This is a genomic window from Micromonospora sp. NPDC005299 (genome assembly GCF_042872345.1).
In the GTDB taxonomy this organism is placed as follows: Bacteria; Actinomycetota; Actinomycetes; order Mycobacteriales; family Micromonosporaceae; genus Micromonospora.
In genome coordinates this window covers 1-17,659 of record NZ_JBIAKG010000012.1, presented here as the reverse complement: position 1 = coordinate 17,659, position 17,659 = coordinate 1, and the positions used below count along the sequence as shown (strand labels likewise).

The following is a 17,659-nucleotide window of genomic DNA, read 5'->3' as shown; positions in this document are numbered from 1 at the left end:
GTGCCCGAAGGCAACGGTTGCCAAATAATGAGACCTCACTGACCGTCACGGAGGACACATGGCCCGCCCCCGCGTACGGCCTGCTCGGCGCGCCGCGCTCCGAGGTATCCCCGCGTTGCTCGTGCCCGCACTGGTCGCCGGGATCGTGGCGGCCGTGGCGGTAGGGCCGGCCTGGGCGGCGACCTCGCCGACCGTGACCGCCGAGGCCCGGGCGGCCGATCCGGGCGACCCGGGCGAGCCCGGGGGCGACCCCGGCACCGACCCGACCGAGGCGACACCGACCGTGGACCCCACGACGACGGAGCCGGCGCCCACCAGCCCGCCGCCGACCGAGGACGTGCCGTCGACCACGCCGCCGGCACCGACCACCACCCCTCCGGCACCAACCACCACGGCCCCCGAGCCGGCGCCCACCACCACGGCGCCCACCACCGCTCCGCCTCCCCCGCCGGTCGGGCCGCCGCCCGTGGTGGCCCCGCCCCCGCCGGGCCAGCCGGCGGGCAGCCCGCTCGGCGTGCGGGTCACCACCGATGACGTCGTGCTGACCCCCGCCTACTGGAACGCGGACAGCACGGTGACCACGCTGCGGGTGACGGTGACCAACACCGGCGGCCGACCGGAGCTGATCCGCCTCGGCTACACCCTGCCGTCCGGCCTGACCGACGCCGGCACTCCGGGCTGCGCCTCCGCCGGCGGGAGCAGCCACCGCTGCGGCGGGTGGACCACCGCCCCGGGCGCCCAGTTCCGCGCCTCGATCCGCGTGCGGGTCGCCGGCACCGCTTGGCGGTCCATGCCGTTGAGCGGGTCGGTCCAGGTCACCGCCACCGCCCCCGGAGTGGCCGGCGCGGCCGGCGACGACGAGGGCTTCGCGGTCCTCTTCCCGCCCGGGCCGCCGGTGCCCGGCATCTCGCTCCGCGCCGACGAGGTGCTCTTCGACATCAGCGGCGCGCCGAGCACGCTAGGCGTCCGCCTCGGCAACACCGGCGAGGTCGACGCCGCCGGCCGGGTCGACGTGGTCCTCCCCGCGGGGGTGAGCGTCACCGACCCGCCGGCCGGCTGCGCCGCGACGGCCCCCGACCGGACCCGGTGCGAGCTGGGCACCGTCCCGGCCGGCCGGACCATCAGCCTGAGCCTGCCGGTGACCGCCTCCGCCGAGGCACAGCGCCGGGCGCCGCTGGCCGGCGCCGTGGTCGGGCGGCTGGACCCGCGCAGCGGGCGCGACCGGCAGGTGCAGATGAGCTTCCGGATCACCGCCGCGGCCGCGCTGGCCACCCCGGGGGTCGGGACACCCGCGCCGACCGGTTCACAGGGCGTGGTGGCCGCCGCCGCGCCGGCCACCGACGACGACGTCAACTCGATGCACGGGACGGCGGTGACCCTGATCGGGGTCTCCGGACTGCTGGTGGTCCTCGCGCTGGCCCTGGCGACCACCTCGCTGCGCCGCCGCATGGGAGGCACGCCGGCGCAGCCGGTTGCCCGCCCCGCCGAGGAGTGAGTTACGGATGCGTCCGGCTGGTTGCGGTGATCTGAATTACGGGCCGCGGTACTAAACACCGCAAAGCCGGGCATACAGCGGTCCGATCAGGTCCCATACGTCGGACCTCCACCAAGGTTGCCCTAACGGACCGACGTAGGCTCTGACGTGAGAGATGAAGCAGGTCGGACCAATCGACGGACGGCCGGCGGCAGCAGCACGTCTAGGAGGGCACGTGGCCGGGCAAGGCGGGGTCACCATCACGTTCAGCCGCCCGTGCGACGGCGCTCAGCGAAGCGAGGTGCGGGCGTGACCAAGCAGATCCGTCAACTGGACCGGGTGGTCATCCGGTTCGCCGGCGACTCCGGCGACGGCATGCAGCTCACCGGTGACCGGTTCACCTCGGAGACGGCGCAGTTGGGCAACGACATCTCCACGCTGCCCAACTTCCCGGCCGAGATCCGCGCCCCCGCCGGCACCCTGCCGGGCGTGTCGAGCTTCCAGGTGCACTTCGCCGACTACGACATCCTGACCCCCGGCGACGCGCCGAACGTGCTGGTGGCGATGAACCCGGCCGCGCTCAAGGCCAACCTGACCGACCTGCCGCGCGGGGCGGACATCATCGTCAACACCGACGAGTTCACCCGGCGCAACCTGGCCAAGGTGGGCTACACGACCAGCCCCCTCGACGACGACTCCCTCGCCGGCTACGTGGTGCACCCGGTCGCCCTGACCTCGATGACGGTCGGCGCGCTGGCCGAGCACGAGGTGTCCAAGAAGGACGCCGAGCGGGCCAAGAACATGTTCGCGCTCGGCCTGCTGAGCTGGATGTACTCGCGCCCGTACGAGTCGACGCTGCGCTTCCTGGAGCGCAAGTTCGCGGCCCGTCCCGAGCTGGTCGCGGCGAACGTGGCCGCCTTCCGGGCCGGCTGGAACTTCGGCGAGACCACCGAGGACTTCTCCGTCCGCTACGAGGTCAAGCCGGCGAAGATGGTGCCGGGCACCTATCGGAACATCACCGGCAACGCAGCGCTGTCGCTGGGCCTGGTGGCCGCCGGGGTCCGCTCCGGACTGCCGGTCTTCCTGGGTGCGTACCCGATCACCCCGGCCTCGGACATCCTGCACGAGCTGAGCAAGCACAAGAAGCTCGGCGTGGTCACCATGCAGGCCGAGGACGAGATCGCCGCGGTCGGCGCGGCGCTGGGCGCCTCGTACGGCGGCTCGCTCGGCGTCACCACCACCAGCGGCCCGGGCGTCGCGCTGAAGAGCGAGACGATCTCGCTGGCCGTGGCGCTGGAGCTGCCGCTGGTCATCGTCGACGTGCAGCGGGCCGGGCCGTCCACCGGCATGCCCACCAAGACCGAGCAGGCCGACCTCAACATGGCCCTGTACGGCCGGCACGGCGAGGCCCCGGTCGCGGTGATCGCGCCGAAGTCGCCGGCGGACTGCTTCCACGCGGCCCTGGAGGCGGCCCGGATCGCGCTGACCTACCGCACCCCGGTGCTCCTGCTGTCGGACAACTACGTGGCCAACGGCTCCGAGCCGTGGCTGCTGCCGGACGTGGAGAGCCTGCCCGACCTGCGGGTCGAGTTCGCCAGCCGGCCCAACGGCGAGGACGGCACCACCTTCCTGCCGTACCTGCGGGACCCGGAGACGCTGGCGCGTCCGTGGGCCATCCCGGGCACCCCGGGGCTGGAGCACCGGATCGGCGGCCTGGAGAAGGCCGACAAGACCGGCGACATCTCGTACGACCCGGCGAACCACGACTTCATGGTGCGCACCCGGGCGGCCCGGATCGAGACCATCCCGGTGCCGGACGTCGAGGTGGAGGACCCGGACGGCGACGCCCGGGTGCTGGTGCTTGGCTGGGGCTCGACGTACGGCCCGATCGGGGCGGCCTGCCGGGGGCTGCGGCAGCGCGGGCTCGCCATCGCCCAGGCGCACCTGCGTCACCTGGCTCCGATGCCGGCCAACCTCGGCGAGGTGCTGCGCGCGTACGACCGGGTGGTCATCCCTGAGATGAACCTCGGCCAGCTCGCCCACGTGATCCGGGCGAAGTACCTGGTCGACGCGATCGGCTACAACCAGGTCCGCGGCCTGCCGTTCACCGCCGCCGAGCTGGAGACGATGCTGGAAGAGGTCCTCAAGAATGTCTGAGCCCGTCGCCCTCAAGCTCACCGCCAAGGACTTCAAGTCCGACCAGGAGGTGCGCTGGTGCCCCGGCTGCGGTGACTACGCCATCCTGGCGGCCGTCCAGGGCTTCATGCCGGAGCTGAACATCCCCCGGGAGAACGTCGTCTTCATCTCGGGCATCGGCTGCTCGTCCCGCTTCCCGTACTACATGAACACCTACGGGATGCACTCGATCCACGGCCGCGCCCCGGCGATCGCCACCGGCCTGTCGGTGAGCCGGCCGGACCTGTCGGTCTGGGTGGTCACCGGTGACGGCGACGCCCTCTCCATCGGCGGCAACCACCTGATCCACGCGCTGCGCCGCAACGTCAACCTCAAGATCCTGCTGTTCAACAACCGGATCTACGGCCTGACGAAGGGGCAGTACTCGCCGACCTCGGAGATCGGCAAGGTCACCAAGTCGACGCCGGTCGGCTCGGCGGACGCGCCGTTCAACCCGCTGTCGCTGGCGCTCGGCGCGGAGGCCACCTTCGTGGCCCGGACCATCGACTCCGACCGCAAGCACCTCCAGTCGGTGCTGCGGGCCGCCGCCCAGCACCAGGGCTCCGCGTTCGTGGAGATCTACCAGAACTGCAACATCTTCAACGACGGCGCGTTCGACCCGCTCAAGGAGCCGGCCACCCGGGACGACTTCCTGATCCGGCTGGAGCACGGGCAGCCGATCACCTTCGGCAAGGACGGCCAGTTCTGCGTCGTCCACCCGCCGGGCGGCTTCGGGCTGGAGGTCCGGGAGACCGCGGCCACCCCGGTCGAACAGATCGTGGTGCACGACGCGGGAGTCCCCGACCCGGCGTACGCCTTCGCGCTGTCCCGGTTGCCGGGGCTGGACCTGCGGAACACCCCGATCGGTGTGTTCCGCTCGGTGACCCGCTCCTCCTACGACAGGGTGGTGCAGGAGCAGGTGGCGGCGGCGAAGGCCGGCGCCGACCAGACCCCCGAGCAGCAGCTCGCCGGGCTGCTGTCCGCCGGCGACACCTGGACGATCCTCTGACCCGTCCCTGACGACGACCGGAAGGGCGGGCCGTTCCCCCGAGGGGACGGCCCGCCCTTTCGTCGTCGGGTCAGGCCACCGCGGAGGCCGACACCCACAGCTCGTCGATGGCCCGCTCGGCCGCCGCGAGGCTCTGCTCGTGCAGCGGGATCAGCTCGGCCATGGCCGGGGTGACGGGGGCCAGGGTCAGCTCGGCCGAGATGAAGCGCGGCGCCAGGCCGGTCATCGACAGGCCGTGCGGCAGCCAGGGCTCAGCGTGGTCCCAGCCCTCGCGGGGGGTGCCCGCGCCGTAGCCGCCACCCCGGGTGCCCAGCACGATGAACTCGCGACCGCCGAGCAGGCCGGCCCCGGTGGCCGGGTCGTACGCGATGCCGGGCGCGATGAGGTGGTCGACCCAGGTCTTCACGCTGCTCGGCGCGCCGTAGTTGTAGAGCGGGAGGCCGAGCAGGATCGTGTCGGCCCGCCTCACCTCGTCCACCAGCCGCTCGCTCAGCTGCCAGGACGCGCGCTGCGCCGGGGTGTGCTGCTCGGCCGGGACCATGCGCGCCAGGCCACCGGCCTCGTCGAGGTGCGGCAGGGGCTCCCGGCCGAGGTCGCGGTGGGTGACCGTGCCGCCCGGGTGGGCGGCGCGCCACGCGGCGGCGGCCCGGGCGGTGAGCCGCCGGCTGACCGAGTGCTCGCCCCGGATGCTGGAATCGATGTACAACAGGTGTGCCATGTTTGGTTAGCCTTCCACGGATCGTTTGTGTAACGCCAATCATTTATACCAGGCCGATGTTCCACGCCGTGCGTAAACTGGGTCACATGTCAGCCCTGCCGGTCGAGGAGTCGGAGCACCGCTCCGGGCCGCTGCTCGACCATCTGGCCCGGCGGATGCGGCTGCGCTCCGAGTCGGTGCTGGCGCCCCTCGGCCTGCGGCCCCGACACCTCGTCGCGCTCACCGTGCTGCGGGAGTCGGGCGGCATCAGCCAGCAGGGGCTGGCCGGCACGCTGCAGATCGACGGCACCAACGTGGTCGGGCTGCTCAACGACCTGGAGGCGGAGGGCCTGGTCGAGCGGCGACGGTCACCCGAGGACCGCCGCCGCCACGTGGTGAGCCTCACCGCGGCGGGCGCGAAGCGGCTCCGCGAGGCCGAGTGCGCCCTGGCCGTGGCCGAGGACGAGGTGCTCGGCGCGCTGGAGCCGGCCGAGCGGGACACCCTCTACGAACTGCTCCGCCGGGCGACCAGCGGCCGCCCGGTGAGCTGCGTCGAGGCGTCCGGGGACGAGTCGGACGCCACCTGCTGACCGCCGAGCCGGCGGGCGGGTCGGGGGAAGGTCAGACCGTGGCCGCGGACTGCGGCCGGTCGTCACGGACGTGGACCAGCATGTCGCCGGTCTCGATCACCGCGCCGGCCTTGTCGTTCAAGGTGACCACCTTGCCCCGCCGAACCAGGGCGATGACGAGCGAATCCAGCTCACGGGGCGGCCGGCCCACCTCACTGCGCTCGGCCGAGCGCATGGCCAGCGCCATGCCCTGGCCGGGGGTGAGCAGGTCCTCCACCACGTCGATCAGCGGCGGGGCGGAGGTGGACAGGCCGAGCAGGCGGCCGGCGGTCGCCGAGGAGACGATCACGTGGTGCGCCCCGCTCTGCTTGAGCAGCGGAGCGTTCTCCGCCTCCCGGACCGCCGCGATGATCCGCACCTGGCCGGCGGTGAGCTGCCGGACGGTCAGCGCCACCAGCACCGAGGCGTCGTCGCTGTCGGTCGCGATGATGACCGCCTTGGCGGTGCGGACGTGCGCCTCCTCCAGCACGGACGAGCGGGTGGCCGAGCCCTCGATGGCGACCAGCCCGGCCGAGGTGGCCTGCCGCAGCGCGGGGCCGCTCCGCTCGACCACCACGATCTTGGACTTGTCCGCGCCGTTCTCCAGCAGGGCGGAGACGGCGCTGCGGCCCTTGGTGCCGTAGCCGCAGATGATGACGTGGTCCTTCACGATTCTCCTCCACCGCGTCAGGCGACGGCCGGTCCGGTACTGCTCGGTCAGGACTTCCAGGGTGGTGCCGACCAGGATGATCAGGAAGAGCACCCGGGCGGGGGTGACGAACAGGACGTTGACCAGGCGCGCCGAGGCGGCGGCCGGGGTGATGTCGCCGTAGCCCGTGGTGGAGAGCGAGACCACCGCGTAGTAGAAGCAGTCGAGGAGGGTGAGGCCGTCCTCGTTGACGTCGCGGTAGCCATCGCGGTCGATCCAGACCGCCGTCACCACGGCGAGAACCAGGCCGAGGGCGGCGAGCAGGCGCAGACTCAGCGCGCTCAGCGGCCCCCGCCGTTGCGCGGGAAAATGGATCACCGTCGGCCCTGCTCCGCCACCGTCGCCTGCACGCCCACAACATAGCGGGTACGCCGGGATCCGGCCTGCCGGGGCGAGGTGCGGGCCCGGCCGGGCCGGTCTCCGTCGCCGGGACGGGGCATGATGGGGACGTCCGGGGGACGACAACCGCGAGGAGGCCCGCATGTCGTTGCTGCGACGGGTGATCGGTGGGGTGCTCCGCCGGGTACGCCTGCGCCAGGGCCGCACCCTGCGCGAGGTGGCGCTGGCGGCCGGCGTCTCCCTGCCCTACCTCTCCGAGGTGGAACGCGGCCGCAAGGAGGCCTCCTCCGAGGTGCTGGCGGCGATCTGCCGCGCCCTCGGCATCCACCTCTCCGACCTGCTCGAGGAGGCCCGCGACGAGCTGCGCCGGGTCGAGCGGCGGGCCCCGGTGGCCTCCGGGGTGACGCTGGCCCGGCTGGACCGGGTGCCGGCCACCCGGACCGGGCCGCAGCTCCGGGTCGGCGGGCCGCGGCTGCACGCCACCCGGCGGCCGGTCACCCCGACCCCGCTGCTCGGCGGGGCGCTGCGGCTGCCGGGCATCGCGCCCGCGCCCGTCGGCCCGGAACTCGGATACGCCTCCCCGACTGCGTTCGGCACCGGCACCCGGATCTGGCTGATCCCCTCCGCGCCGGCCGCCCGCCACCGTCCGCGTACCTCCGTCACGCTGGCCCGGCGGCGGGCCCGCGCCGGCCGGCGGCGGCTGATCGCCGCCTAGGCCGGCCGGTTCTGCCCACGGCGGATCTGCCCCGGGCAGAAACCCTGGGCCGCGGGGTGCCGCCCGCCGGAGGCTGGAGACCGCCGGTTGCCGGGCGGTCCCTCGCCCACCGGCGGCACGGAGGGTGGTCAGGTCATGGGATACGGCATCTGGATGCTGGACGAGGGGCAACCGACCCTCGGCGACCGGGTCTTCGAGAAGCTGCTCAAGGAGCGGATCATCTTCCTCGGCACCGAGGTCACCGACGCCTCGGCCAACCAGATCTGCGCGCAGATCCTGCTGCTGGCCGCCGAGGACCCGGAGCGGGACATCTTCCTCTACATCAACTCCCCGGGCGGCTCGGTCAGCGCCGGGATGGCCGTCTACGACACCATGCGCTACGTCAAGAACGACGTGGCCACGCTGGCCCTCGGGATGGCCGGCTCGATGGGGCAGTTCCTGCTCTGCGCCGGCGCGGCCGGGAAGCGGTTCGCGCTGCCGCACTCGCGGGTGATGATGCACCAGCCGTCCGGCGGGATGGGCGGCACGGCCGCCGACATCACGATCCAGGCGGAGAACATGCTGCACGTGAAGCGGACCATGCAGGAGCTCATCGCCCAGCACAGCGGGCACACGCTGGACGAGATCCAGCGCGACTGGGACCGGGACCGCTGGTTCACCGCCGAGCAGGCCCGCGAGTACGGCCTGATCGACCAGGTGGTCACCCGCGCCGAGCAACTTCCCGCCTGAGCGGGGCGGCCGACAACGCGGCCGGCCGGCGTCGGACGCGCCCCCTCGATCGCGTCCGTCGCCCCTCGCGGGTGGCCGCGGTGCCGCCGGATCGAGCCTATGGGCGGGATTCCTAGCGCGCACAGGACGACGGCTGCAGCGTGTTCCGGCGAATTCTCGTTACATCGCCCGAGCCACCACCGGCCGGCCGCGAGCGCGGCCGGCCGGGGTCCGGATCGGCGGATCAGGGGTAGCTGACCACCGGGCTGGTGCCGTACGAGCCGACCACCGGGGTGCCGGCCTCGTTGACGGTGCGCTCGATGCCGCCGCTGCCGTCCAGGAACACGGTGATCGCGTCGTGGAACCGCACGCCGGCCCGGCGCGGCGCCTCGATGGCCCGGTCGCAGCGGATGTCCACCTGCTGGTTGAAGTACGAGTAGACGCCGAGCCCCCAGGCCTCGTGCTCGCGCACGTGGTCGGCGACCTTGTAGGACGCCCAGCCGTTGCCGGTCGGGCTGCGCCAGGCCGCCTGGCTCGGTGGATCGTAGGGCAGCTCGCTCTGGTAGAAGACGGTCCGGCCGCGCTCGCCGTTCCAGATGGTCTGCCAGCGCTGGTAGTGCTCGACGAAGAGCCCGTACGCGGTCACGTCGTCGCCGTTGACCACCACCCCGGTATCGGCGGTGTTCACGGTCCAGCCGATGGTGCCCGGCTTGCCGTGGTCGCCGCGCCAGGCCCAGATGTTGTCGATCAGGGTGTGCCGGCTGTTCACCACGAGGCTGGTCACCGCCCGGCCCGCGTACGGGCCGCCGATGCGGAAGAAGACGTCCTGGAGCGAGATCGGGTCGCCGGCGTGCGAGCGGTGGCTGTGCCGCTTGCCGACCTCGACGAGCACCTCCGACTCGACCGGCCCGGCGTCGACCAGCACCCCGGCGACCCGGACGCCGTCGACGTCCTCGATCCGGAGGGCGGCGTCGCCGCTGGTCGGGGCGAGGCTCGGCATGCCGAGGCCGAGCACGACGGTGTCCGGCCGCTTGACGCGCAGCGCCCGGTCCAGGCGGTAGACGCCCGGGGTGAGCAGCAGGTGCCGCCCCCGCGAGAGTTCCTGGTTGATCCGCTTGGCCGAGTCGGTGGGCTTGGCGATGAAGAAGTCGGACAGCGGCAGCGAGGGCACCGGCGGGGCACCGGCGGCCCAGGTGGTGCCGGCGGTGTCGCGGCGGAGCCGGGGAACGGCGACCCGCCAGCGGCCCGCGCCGTCCACGAAGAGGTACGGCTTCTCCCGGGTCACCGGGCTGGTCGCCAGGGTGGTGTACGGCGGGTTCGGGAAGCCCTGCGCGGGTGCGCCGACGACGCCGGAGAAGACCTGGTTCCAGACCCCGTTGGTCCAGTCGCCGCCGAGTTCGCTGTCCCGGGTCAGCCACTGCTGCTGGGAGCCGTTGATGGTGATGCCGTCCACCTTGGAGTCGGCGATGTAGCCGCCGCTGGAGAAGCCGCCGTTGCCGGGCTCGAGCCAGAGGATGCCCTTGATGTGCACGCGGCGCATCGGCGACGCCTGGGAGACCGCCCACTGGTTCGACCAGTCGGTCGGGCTGACGGCGAGGTTCTCCACCGAGCGCCAGAAGTTGGTCAGCGCGGAGATGCCGGCCTGCGAGTTCGGGTCGGGCTGGCCGATCACCCGCACCGCGCCGTGGACCTCCACGTCGTCGGGGTGCGCGCCGAGGCCGGCCACGGTCGTGTAGTAGCCGAGCCGGGCGTTCACCTCGTACCGGCCGGGCTTGAACAGCACGGCGTACCGGTCGAGGCCCATCTCGTTGTGCTCCTGGGCGGCGAAGATCCGGTCCAGGTTGGACTGGATCTCCTCCACCGGGGTTGCCGGGTCGTACACGAAGACGTTGGGGCCGAAGTCGGGCTCGGCGGCGGCGTCCTCGCCGGCCGGGGACGCGGCGGCGGGCACGGCCGGGAGCCCGAGGGCGGTGACCGAGGCCGCCGAGGCGGCGGTGATGGCGAGGAAGCGGCGGCGGGAGGGGTCGAGTGGTCTCATCTGCCTGCCTGTTCGGTGATGGGGACGGAGAGCGCTCTCTGCGCGTTCCTACCGCATCGACACCGATCCCGCCAGACTCGGGCCGGTTCCGGAACTAGCCCCGGGCGTCGTAGCGGGCCCGGGCGGCCTCCACCTCGGTCAGATGGGTGGTGGCCCATGCCTCCAGGCCGGCGACCAGGTCGAGCAGGCTGCGGCCGAGGTCGGTGAGCGCGTAGTCCACCCGGGGCGGCACGATGGCGTGCACGGCGCGGGTGACGATGCCGTCCCGCTCCAGACCGCGCAGGGTCTGGGTGAGCATCTTCTGGCTGATCCCGTCGATCCGCTCGGCCAGCTCGCCGTAGCGCCTGTCGCCCTCGGCGAGGGTGAGCACGACCAGCACGCTCCAGCGGTCGCCGATCCGGTCGAGGACCTTCCGGCTGCCGCAGTTCCGGTTGAACGGGTCCGCCTGCACTGGGCACTCTCTTTCAGTGCGTATCGAACTTGAAGGTGTCTACTCTCCAACGGGAAGTATCAGGGAGTTGTTCCCGTTGGCGAGGGAAGACAGTTGACGTCGCCACCAACAGGGAGTGCTCATGTCCATCGTCGTCACCGGTGCCACCGGCCCACTCGGCCGCCTGATCATCTCCTCGCTGCTCGACCGGGGCGTGCCCGCCGACCAGATCGTGGCGGTCGGCCGGGACGTCGACCGGCTCGCCGGCCTCGCGGAGCTGGGCGTGGTCACCCAGCGGGCCGACTACGACGACCCCGGGTCGCTCCAGGCGGCCTTCGCGGGCGCCGAGAAGCTCATGTTCGTCTCCGGCAGCGAGGTCGGCAAGCGGGTGGTGCAGCACGGCAACGTGGTCACCGCCGCCAAGGAGGCCGGCGTCGGGCTGGTCGTCTACACCAGCATCGTCAACGCGGACACCTCCAGCCTGGTGCTCGCCGCCGAGCACAAGGCGACCGAGCAGCTGATCAAGGACTCCGGGCTGCCGTACGTCTTCCTGCGCAACAGCTGGTACCTGGAGAACTACACCGGCCAGCTCCCCACGTACCTCCAGCACGGGGTGGCGGGCGCGGCGGGCGACGGGCGGGTCAGCGCCGCCACCCGCGCGGACTACGCCGAGGCCGCGGCCGCGGTGCTCACCACCGAGGGTCAGGCCGGCAAGGTGTACGAGCTGGGCGGCTCGCCGTTCACCCTGACCGAGCTGGCCGCCGAGATCTCCCGGCAGGCCGGCGCCACGGTCAGCTACCTCGACCTGCCCGTGGACAAGTACACCGAACTGCTGGTCGCGGCCGGCCTGCCCGAGGGGTACGCGGCCGTGCTCGCCGACGGCGATCGGGGCCTCGCCCAGGGCGAGCTGGCGGTCGGCGACGACCTGGCCAGGCTGCTCGGGCGCACCCCGACCACGCTCGCCGAGGCGATCCGCGCCGCCCTCTGACGCCCCCCTGGCCGCCGCCCCTCATTCCGGGGCGGCGGTCAGGCCGGCTCGGCCCGCTGCTTCACCAGGTCGTCGACGAGGGCCTCCACGTAGTCGGCCGTCTCCTCCCAGCGGGTGACGGCCACGCAGCGGATGCCCATGGCCTTCACCGGGTAGTCGTTGCCACCCACATCGAGCCGGTCACCGACGAAGAGCACGTTGTCGATCTTCAGGTCCAGGCACTCCAGCAACTTCCGCATGCCGTACGCCTTGTCCACGCCCTTGCGGGTGACGTCGATCGAGGTCGAACCGCCGCCGCGGACCTCCAGATCGGGCAGCTTCGCGGCCACCGCGTCCCGCAGCCGCTTCTTCTTGCTGCCGTCCGGGTCCCAGCCGTACTTCTCCGCGGGCGGCGCGGACTGGCCCAGCGCCGAGAAGGTGATCTGGCTGCCCCGGTCCTCGATGATGTCGCCCCAGGTCTTCGACTCCCAGAGGTCGAGCGCCTGCGCCGACTCGGTGAGCGCCGCGACGACCCGGGCCTTGTCGGCCTCGCTCAGGTCCTCGGCGTAGACCTGCCGCCAGTCCCCGTCCAGCCACCGGTAGTAGCGGGTGCCGCAGGTCGGCATCAGGTGCAGCCGGCCACGCTGCTCCTCGGTCAGGTCGAGGTGCGCCAGCATCTGCGCCTCGAACTGCTCGAACCGGCCACCGGAGATGACCAGCACATCCACCTCGGTGAGCAGGTGGCCGAGGAGCTCCGCCATCCGACGATCGATCTGGGACTTGGAAACCGCCAGGGTGTCGTCCAGGTCGAACGCCACCACTCGAAGATCGTTCACGAAGTACCACCATGTCGTCGCGGGCAGGCCAGGACTAGCAGGGTACCGACGGTGACCATCCGGCACCCGCGAGCCCCGATCGTCACACCACGCAGCACTCCGAACGCAGGCTATCGCCTTCTCCCGCGCCGGCCTTCCGGAATCCGTTGGACAGCACCGCCATCGACGACGATCGTGGGCGCATGCGCCAGGAGGAGATCTGGGACGCCGAGACGGCCCAGCGCTACGACACACCGGGCACCGGGATGTTCGCGCCGGAGGTCCTCGGGCCCGCGGTGGACCGCCTAGCCGCGCTCGCCGGTGGCGGACGCGCCCTCGAATTCGCCGTCGGCACCGGCCGGGTGGCCGTCCAGCTGGCGGAACGCGGCGTGCCGGTCACCGGGATCGAGCTGTCCGTCCCGATGGTCGAGCAGCTCCGGACGAAGGCCGACGAGGCCACGATCCCCGTGGTCGTCGGCGACATGGCGACGGCCCGGGTGCCCGGCGACCACACCCTCGTCTACCTGGTCTACAACACCATCTCCAACCTGCTCGACCAGGCCGAGCAGGTCGCCTGCTTCCGCAACGCAGCCCGCCACCTCGGCCCGGGCGGGCGGTTCGTCATCGAGCTGTGGGTGCCCGAGTTGCGCAAGCTGACCCCCGGCGAGCAGGCGACGGTGTGGCGCGCCGATCCCGGCTACATCGGCCTGGACACCTACGACGTGGTGCGCCAGCAGGTCGTGTCGCACCACTTCCGGTTCGGCGAGGGCCGCGAGGCGCGGGTGTTCCGCAGCCCGCACCGCTACATCTGGCCCGCCGAGCTGGACCTGATGGGCCAGCTGGCCGGATTCGAGCTGGAGTCCCGGCACGCGGACTGGTCCGGAGCGGAGTTCACGGCCGAGTCCCGATCCCACGTCTCCGTGTACCGCCTCCCCGGCTGACCGGCGACTCGCCTCGGCGGTCAGCCGACGGCCGGGCTGCGGCGTTCCAGGAGGACGACGTCCCGCCACCGGCCGTGGTGCCGGCCGACCCGCTCCCGCGTGCCGACGACCCGGAAGCCGGCCCGGCGGTGCAGGGCGAGACTGGCGGTGTTCTCGGGAAAGACACCGGACTGGATGGTCCACACGCCGGCCGCTTCGGTGGAGGCGATCAGCGCGTCCAGGAGCAGCCGGCCGGCGCCTCGCCCCTGAGCGGCGGGGCTCACGTACACGGAATGCTCCACCACCCCCGCGTAGACGGCACGGGTCGAGGTCGGCGAGACGGCGACCCAGCCGATGACGGTGTCGTCGCCGTCGACGGCGACGAACCGATGGTCCGCCAGCTTGGCGGCGTCGAACTCCGGCCAGGTGGGAGCGGTCGTCTCGAAGCTGGCGTCGCCGGCGTCGAGCCCGGCCTGGTAGATCGCCAGCACCGCGTCGGCGTCCTCCGCCGTCATCGGCCGGACGGTGCTGCCGGCCATGAGCCGACTCCCTCCAGGTTGTCGTGTCCCGCCGGCCCGCAGCTCCGTGAGACGTCCGGCTACGAGTACAGCATCATGAGGAGACCGCAGGCCAGCAGAGCGCAGCCAAGCCAACCGCTGAACGCCGCCAGTGTGCCCGTGACCACCGCCGATTCCCACCGGCGGACGAGGAACCGGTGCACCAGCAGCGAGATCACCAGGCCGACCAGAAGGGGCGGCAGCAAGACGTGAAGGCCGGGAACTGGGCTGCGAGCAGTGGGTCACGTGTGGGGATGGCTGGTGATGCCGTCCAGGATGGTGATCAGGTTGTGGTGGAAGGTTTCCTCGGCGTCGAGGTGGGCGCCGTCGATGACGAGCCGGGCGACGGTGGGGTAGCGGCCGGTCTCGAGCATGCGTGTCAGGTAGGGCCCGAGGGCGGCCTGCCAGGCCAACACGTCGGTGCCGGTTGAACGGGCGGTGCGGCGCTCGGTGATCTCCCTGCGGAGCGCTCCGACGATGAACGCGTTGAGGGCGCCCAGAGCCCGCTGAAGATCGTCGATGCTGCGCACGCCAGGGGCCTGGCTGAGCGCCGCCGCGGTCGATTCGCCCACGGCGAGCGCGTGAGGTCCCAGGTGTGGCCTTCCGCCGAGCAGGTCGACGAACCACTCATGATCAAGAGCGGCTTGGCGGGTCCGGTGAACGATGGCCAGTACCGTGGCGCGCCACTCGGAGTGCTGGCCGGCCTCGGCGATCTGGGCATACACGGCGTCGACCATCAGATCGAGCAGTTCGGATCTGTTGATCACGTAGTCGTAGAGCCGCATCGGACCGACCCCGAGCTCTTTGGCGATCTTGCGTACCGACAGCCCGTCGAGGCCGTGTGCGTCGGCGATCCGGATCGCCGTGGCGGCGATCTTCGCGCGGCTCAACGGCACCGGCGCCGCCCGCGGCTGAGGCTCGGGGCGTTCCCAGACGGGCAGCGGTGCGCTACCGTACGGCGTATCCATGAAATACAGCGTACGGTAACGGAGATGATGATGCGAATCGCGATCGCCGGTGGTGGCCTCGGCGGCCTGACGCTGGCCCGAATCCTGCACCGGCACGGCATCGGCGCGGTGGTGTACGAACGCGAGGCAAGCCGATCCGCGCGATCACAGGGCGGAATGCTCGACCTGCACCCGGAGTCCGGGCAACAGGCCCTGGCCGATGCGGGCCTCGCCGACCGATTCCGGTCCGAGGCACGGCCGGAGGGCGAGGAACATCGCATCCTCGACCCGGCCGGACGCACCCTCGTGCACCACAAGCCACAACCCGGCTCATTCTCCGGACGCCCCGAGATCGACCGCAGCGCACTGCGTGATCTGCTGCTCGATTCGCTCCCCGGCGACGCGGTGGCCTGGCAGCACCGGCTCGTCGCGGCGACGCCACGACCCGGCGGAGGCTTCGGGCTGACGTTCGATGGCGGCCACACCGCCGATTGCGACGTCCTCATCGGCGCAGACGGCGCACGCTCGGTCGTCCGATCGCTGCTGACCGACGCGACACTGTCCTCCGTGGCCACCTTGGCCGAGCTCAGCATCAGCGACGCCGACCGGCGCCACCCGGATCTCGCCGAACTGGTCGGCCCCGGAAACCTCTGGTGCATCGGCGTGAGCCAGATCCTGGCAGCACAACGCCTCGGCGACGGCACCATCCGAGTCGGGATCTCCCTACCCGCGGACGATCGCCACCTGGACACCTACCGCAGCAAGCGCGCTCTGCTGGACATGTTCGATGGCTGGGACCCCAGCCTCACCGCACTCATCGAAGCCGGCGACAGCGCGCCGACCCCACGCAGGATCGAGGCGATGCCCACCGGTACACGCTGGACCCACCAGCCGGGCATCACCCTCATCGGTGACGCCGCGCATCTCATGCCGCCGGTCGGCGAGGGCGCCAACCAAGCCATGCTCGACGCCGCCGAACTCGCCGCCGAACTCGCCACCAACCCCGCCGACCCCGACTCGGCGATCCGGACGTACGAGGAGGCGATGTTCGCCAGAATCCACCCGATCGCCGAAATGTCCGCACGAGTCCAGGCCATGATGCTGTCCCCCACCGCAGCCGAGGACATCATCCGCTTCTTCACGCCGCGGCCCACCGAGCCGGCAGCCGCAGATTGACGTCCGTGTCGGCGGCCGGAACCACGGCAGACGTCTCTCCGAGGTGGGCGCGCACTCAGCGCAGCAGGGCGGCAAGCTGAGAATCAGCTATCCGATCGCTGGTCACGGGCGGAGCGTAGGACCAGGCGGACGCTCGCGCCGCAGGCTCGGGCACGCAGCGGGCACGCAAGCCCCGGAAGGCGGAACAGTGATCTTGATTGAGGGTGTGATCTGGTGCCCCCGGCAGGATTCGAACCTGCGACACACGGTTTAGGAAACCGATGCTCTATCCCCTGAGCTACGAGGGCGCGAAGGCCCAGCCTACCTGCCACCGGGTGTCCGGGAGTACCCAGGAGTACCGGCATGTGCTCACCGGTGACAGCTGCCCGCTGCTCGGACCGGCGGAGCACACATGGAGCACACCGATTGCCCGCCGGACCGACCCGCGCCAACCGCTGCCCGGCCGTGACCGCAGCTGTCAATCGGCACCAACCACCCACCGAGCGCATTTCGAGCACCGCAAAGATCATCTGACACACCGACAATCGGTGCGCTGGTTCACCATCGGTTCGGTGCCCTGTCACCCTGCCACCAGCGGATACGGAGCATCGGACTACGGATCAGAGGGGTGGCACCCGGCGAAGCCGGCCTCCGCAGAGTGCTGACATCCTGAGCGGAGTCGTTGAAGGAGACCTGGATGTCCGAGGCTGGCCCGGTAGAGCTCATCCGATTGGCGGACGAGGAGAACAGCGTCATCGTCCGAGTTCTCGGACGCCTTGAACCTGGGAACCTCACCTTTCACGATTATTTCCGCGCCGAAATCGTCGTTGACAGCGGGTTCGCCCGTGGGCAGCTCGGCACGCCCCTGTCTCGTGACGACCTTGACGACTGGGAGCGGACGGTGGACGCGTTGGAAGCCGGGCAGAGCGTCCGATGGATGGAGGATGGCCGTAACCCGGAGATTCAGGTCGAGCGGACGGACGAAGCTGACTACGTTGAGGTCGTCGTGATCGACCCCGTGATGTCGATGACCTCGGTTCGCGTCGCCGTGTGCCTGCCCGATGGGTGGCTCACCGATCACCGCGACCGGCTGCAGCTGGTCCGGCGAACCTGGCCGAGCGAGGTCAATAAGACGTCGTACGGCGCACTGACCTGGCGGACCTGACGCGCCTAGGAAGTCTTCGCTGGGAGCCACGTGTGGGAGCCACTGAGACGAACTGAGCCGGACCAAGCCGAACCAACTGAGGTGCCGAGTGTGCGGCGACCACGGGATCTCGGACCGGGCCGGACGTGCTGGAAGCGGTCTTGGGAATCTACGGATCTGTGAGTGTCACGTCTGGCGGTTCTGGGTGGACTGCCGTCAGGATCAGTGCCGGTGTTGTCGGGTGACTCGCTA

Annotated in this window: 18 protein-coding genes and 1 tRNA gene; 10 read left to right on the top strand and 9 right to left on the bottom strand. The window is 71.6% G+C overall.

The features are described from left to right. Window positions 1-121 precede the first annotated feature (121 nt). From ACFYPD_RS27565 to ACFYPD_RS27555, 3 genes are all read left to right on the top strand, one after another. Window positions 122-1,495 (top strand): hypothetical protein, encoded by a 1,374-nt coding sequence (locus ACFYPD_RS27565; protein WP_387119968.1) that lies wholly within the window; start codon window positions 122-124, stop codon window positions 1,493-1,495. Between the two features lie 288 nt (window positions 1,496-1,783). Continuing rightward, entirely contained in the window at window positions 1,784-3,631 is a 1,848-nt protein-coding gene (locus ACFYPD_RS27560; RefSeq protein ID WP_387119460.1) for a 2-oxoacid:acceptor oxidoreductase subunit alpha, read from the top strand. After that, the gene (locus ACFYPD_RS27555; RefSeq protein ID WP_387119457.1) at window positions 3,624-4,658 is read left to right on the top strand and encodes a 2-oxoacid:ferredoxin oxidoreductase subunit beta; all 1,035 of its coding nucleotides are present in this window, start codon (window positions 3,624-3,626) and stop codon (window positions 4,656-4,658) included. The genes ACFYPD_RS27560 and ACFYPD_RS27555 overlap by 8 nt, the downstream gene beginning before the upstream one ends. A gap of 70 nt (window positions 4,659-4,728) precedes the next feature. Here ACFYPD_RS27555 and ACFYPD_RS27550 read toward each other — a convergent pair whose 3' ends face one another. Then, window positions 4,729-5,376 (bottom strand): FMN-dependent NADH-azoreductase, encoded by a 648-nt coding sequence (locus ACFYPD_RS27550; protein ID WP_387119454.1) that lies wholly within the window; start codon window positions 5,374-5,376, stop codon window positions 4,729-4,731. An 86-nt stretch (window positions 5,377-5,462) separates the two neighbouring features. Here ACFYPD_RS27550 and ACFYPD_RS27545 point away from each other — a divergent pair, with 86 nt between their 5' ends. Then, window positions 5,463-5,945: a MarR family winged helix-turn-helix transcriptional regulator gene (locus tag ACFYPD_RS27545; RefSeq protein ID WP_387119451.1), complete on the top strand. Its 483-nt coding sequence runs from the start codon at window positions 5,463-5,465 to the stop codon at window positions 5,943-5,945. A gap of 31 nt (window positions 5,946-5,976) precedes the next feature. Here ACFYPD_RS27545 and ACFYPD_RS27540 read toward each other — a convergent pair whose 3' ends face one another. After that, window positions 5,977-6,990, bottom strand: a complete 1,014-nt coding sequence (locus ACFYPD_RS27540; RefSeq protein WP_387119448.1) for a potassium channel family protein — start codon at window positions 6,988-6,990, stop codon at window positions 5,977-5,979. A gap of 163 nt (window positions 6,991-7,153) precedes the next feature. On the opposite strand from ACFYPD_RS27540, the gene ACFYPD_RS27535 reads away from it, so the two are divergent. Together ACFYPD_RS27535 and ACFYPD_RS27530 are read left to right on the top strand one after the other, a co-directional pair. Further along, on the top strand, window positions 7,154-7,726 hold the full coding sequence (locus tag ACFYPD_RS27535; protein ID WP_387119445.1) for a helix-turn-helix domain-containing protein: 573 nt from the start codon (window positions 7,154-7,156) through the stop codon (window positions 7,724-7,726). A 135-nt stretch (window positions 7,727-7,861) separates the two neighbouring features. Beyond that, a complete protein-coding gene (locus ACFYPD_RS27530) occupies window positions 7,862-8,455 on the top strand; it encodes a ClpP family protease (protein ID WP_387119442.1) in 594 nt (197 codons plus the stop codon). 223 nt (window positions 8,456-8,678) lie between these two features. Here ACFYPD_RS27530 and ACFYPD_RS27525 read toward each other — a convergent pair whose 3' ends face one another. Together ACFYPD_RS27525 and ACFYPD_RS27520 are read right to left on the bottom strand one after the other, a co-directional pair. Continuing rightward, window positions 8,679-10,472 (bottom strand): adenylyl cyclase, encoded by a 1,794-nt coding sequence (locus ACFYPD_RS27525; RefSeq protein ID WP_387119440.1) that lies wholly within the window; start codon window positions 10,470-10,472, stop codon window positions 8,679-8,681. A 94-nt stretch (window positions 10,473-10,566) separates the two neighbouring features. Then, complete coding sequence (locus tag ACFYPD_RS27520) at window positions 10,567-10,923, bottom strand: winged helix-turn-helix transcriptional regulator (RefSeq protein WP_387119437.1); 357 nt, start codon at window positions 10,921-10,923, stop codon at window positions 10,567-10,569. Between the two features lie 121 nt (window positions 10,924-11,044). On the opposite strand from ACFYPD_RS27520, the gene ACFYPD_RS27515 reads away from it, so the two are divergent. Next, the gene (locus ACFYPD_RS27515; protein WP_387119434.1) at window positions 11,045-11,890 is read left to right on the top strand and encodes an SDR family oxidoreductase; all 846 of its coding nucleotides are present in this window, start codon (window positions 11,045-11,047) and stop codon (window positions 11,888-11,890) included. Between the two features lie 38 nt (window positions 11,891-11,928). Here ACFYPD_RS27515 and ACFYPD_RS27510 read toward each other — a convergent pair whose 3' ends face one another. After that, window positions 11,929-12,705, bottom strand: a complete 777-nt coding sequence (locus tag ACFYPD_RS27510) for an HAD-IIB family hydrolase (protein WP_387119431.1) — start codon at window positions 12,703-12,705, stop codon at window positions 11,929-11,931. Window positions 12,706-12,887: 182 nt separating this feature from the next. Between ACFYPD_RS27510 and ACFYPD_RS27505 the strand changes: the two genes are divergently transcribed. Further along, window positions 12,888-13,625, top strand: a complete 738-nt coding sequence (locus ACFYPD_RS27505; protein WP_387119428.1) for a class I SAM-dependent DNA methyltransferase — start codon at window positions 12,888-12,890, stop codon at window positions 13,623-13,625. Window positions 13,626-13,645: 20 nt separating this feature from the next. Here ACFYPD_RS27505 and ACFYPD_RS27500 read toward each other — a convergent pair whose 3' ends face one another. Genes ACFYPD_RS27500 through ACFYPD_RS27490 form a run of 3 tightly spaced genes read right to left on the bottom strand, consistent with a single transcriptional unit; the run spans window position 13,646 to window position 15,129 of the window. Further along, window positions 13,646-14,143, bottom strand: a complete 498-nt coding sequence (locus ACFYPD_RS27500; protein WP_387119425.1) for a GNAT family N-acetyltransferase — start codon at window positions 14,141-14,143, stop codon at window positions 13,646-13,648. A 59-nt stretch (window positions 14,144-14,202) separates the two neighbouring features. After that, complete coding sequence (locus ACFYPD_RS27495) at window positions 14,203-14,367, bottom strand: hypothetical protein (RefSeq protein ID WP_387119421.1); 165 nt, start codon at window positions 14,365-14,367, stop codon at window positions 14,203-14,205. 36 nt (window positions 14,368-14,403) lie between these two features. Beyond that, window positions 14,404-15,129 (bottom strand): TetR/AcrR family transcriptional regulator, encoded by a 726-nt coding sequence (locus ACFYPD_RS27490; protein WP_387119419.1) that lies wholly within the window; start codon window positions 15,127-15,129, stop codon window positions 14,404-14,406. Window positions 15,130-15,153: 24 nt separating this feature from the next. On the opposite strand from ACFYPD_RS27490, the gene ACFYPD_RS27485 reads away from it, so the two are divergent. Continuing rightward, the gene (locus ACFYPD_RS27485) at window positions 15,154-16,284 is read left to right on the top strand and encodes an FAD-dependent oxidoreductase (protein WP_387119416.1); all 1,131 of its coding nucleotides are present in this window, start codon (window positions 15,154-15,156) and stop codon (window positions 16,282-16,284) included. A gap of 211 nt (window positions 16,285-16,495) precedes the next feature. On the opposite strand, the gene ACFYPD_RS27480 is transcribed toward ACFYPD_RS27485, so the two are convergent. After that, window positions 16,496-16,571, bottom strand: a tRNA-Arg gene (locus ACFYPD_RS27480). A 389-nt stretch (window positions 16,572-16,960) separates the two neighbouring features. On the opposite strand from ACFYPD_RS27480, the gene ACFYPD_RS27475 reads away from it, so the two are divergent. After that, a complete protein-coding gene (locus tag ACFYPD_RS27475; protein WP_387119413.1) occupies window positions 16,961-17,428 on the top strand; it encodes a DUF5959 family protein in 468 nt (155 codons plus the stop codon). Window positions 17,429-17,659 lie beyond the last annotated feature (231 nt).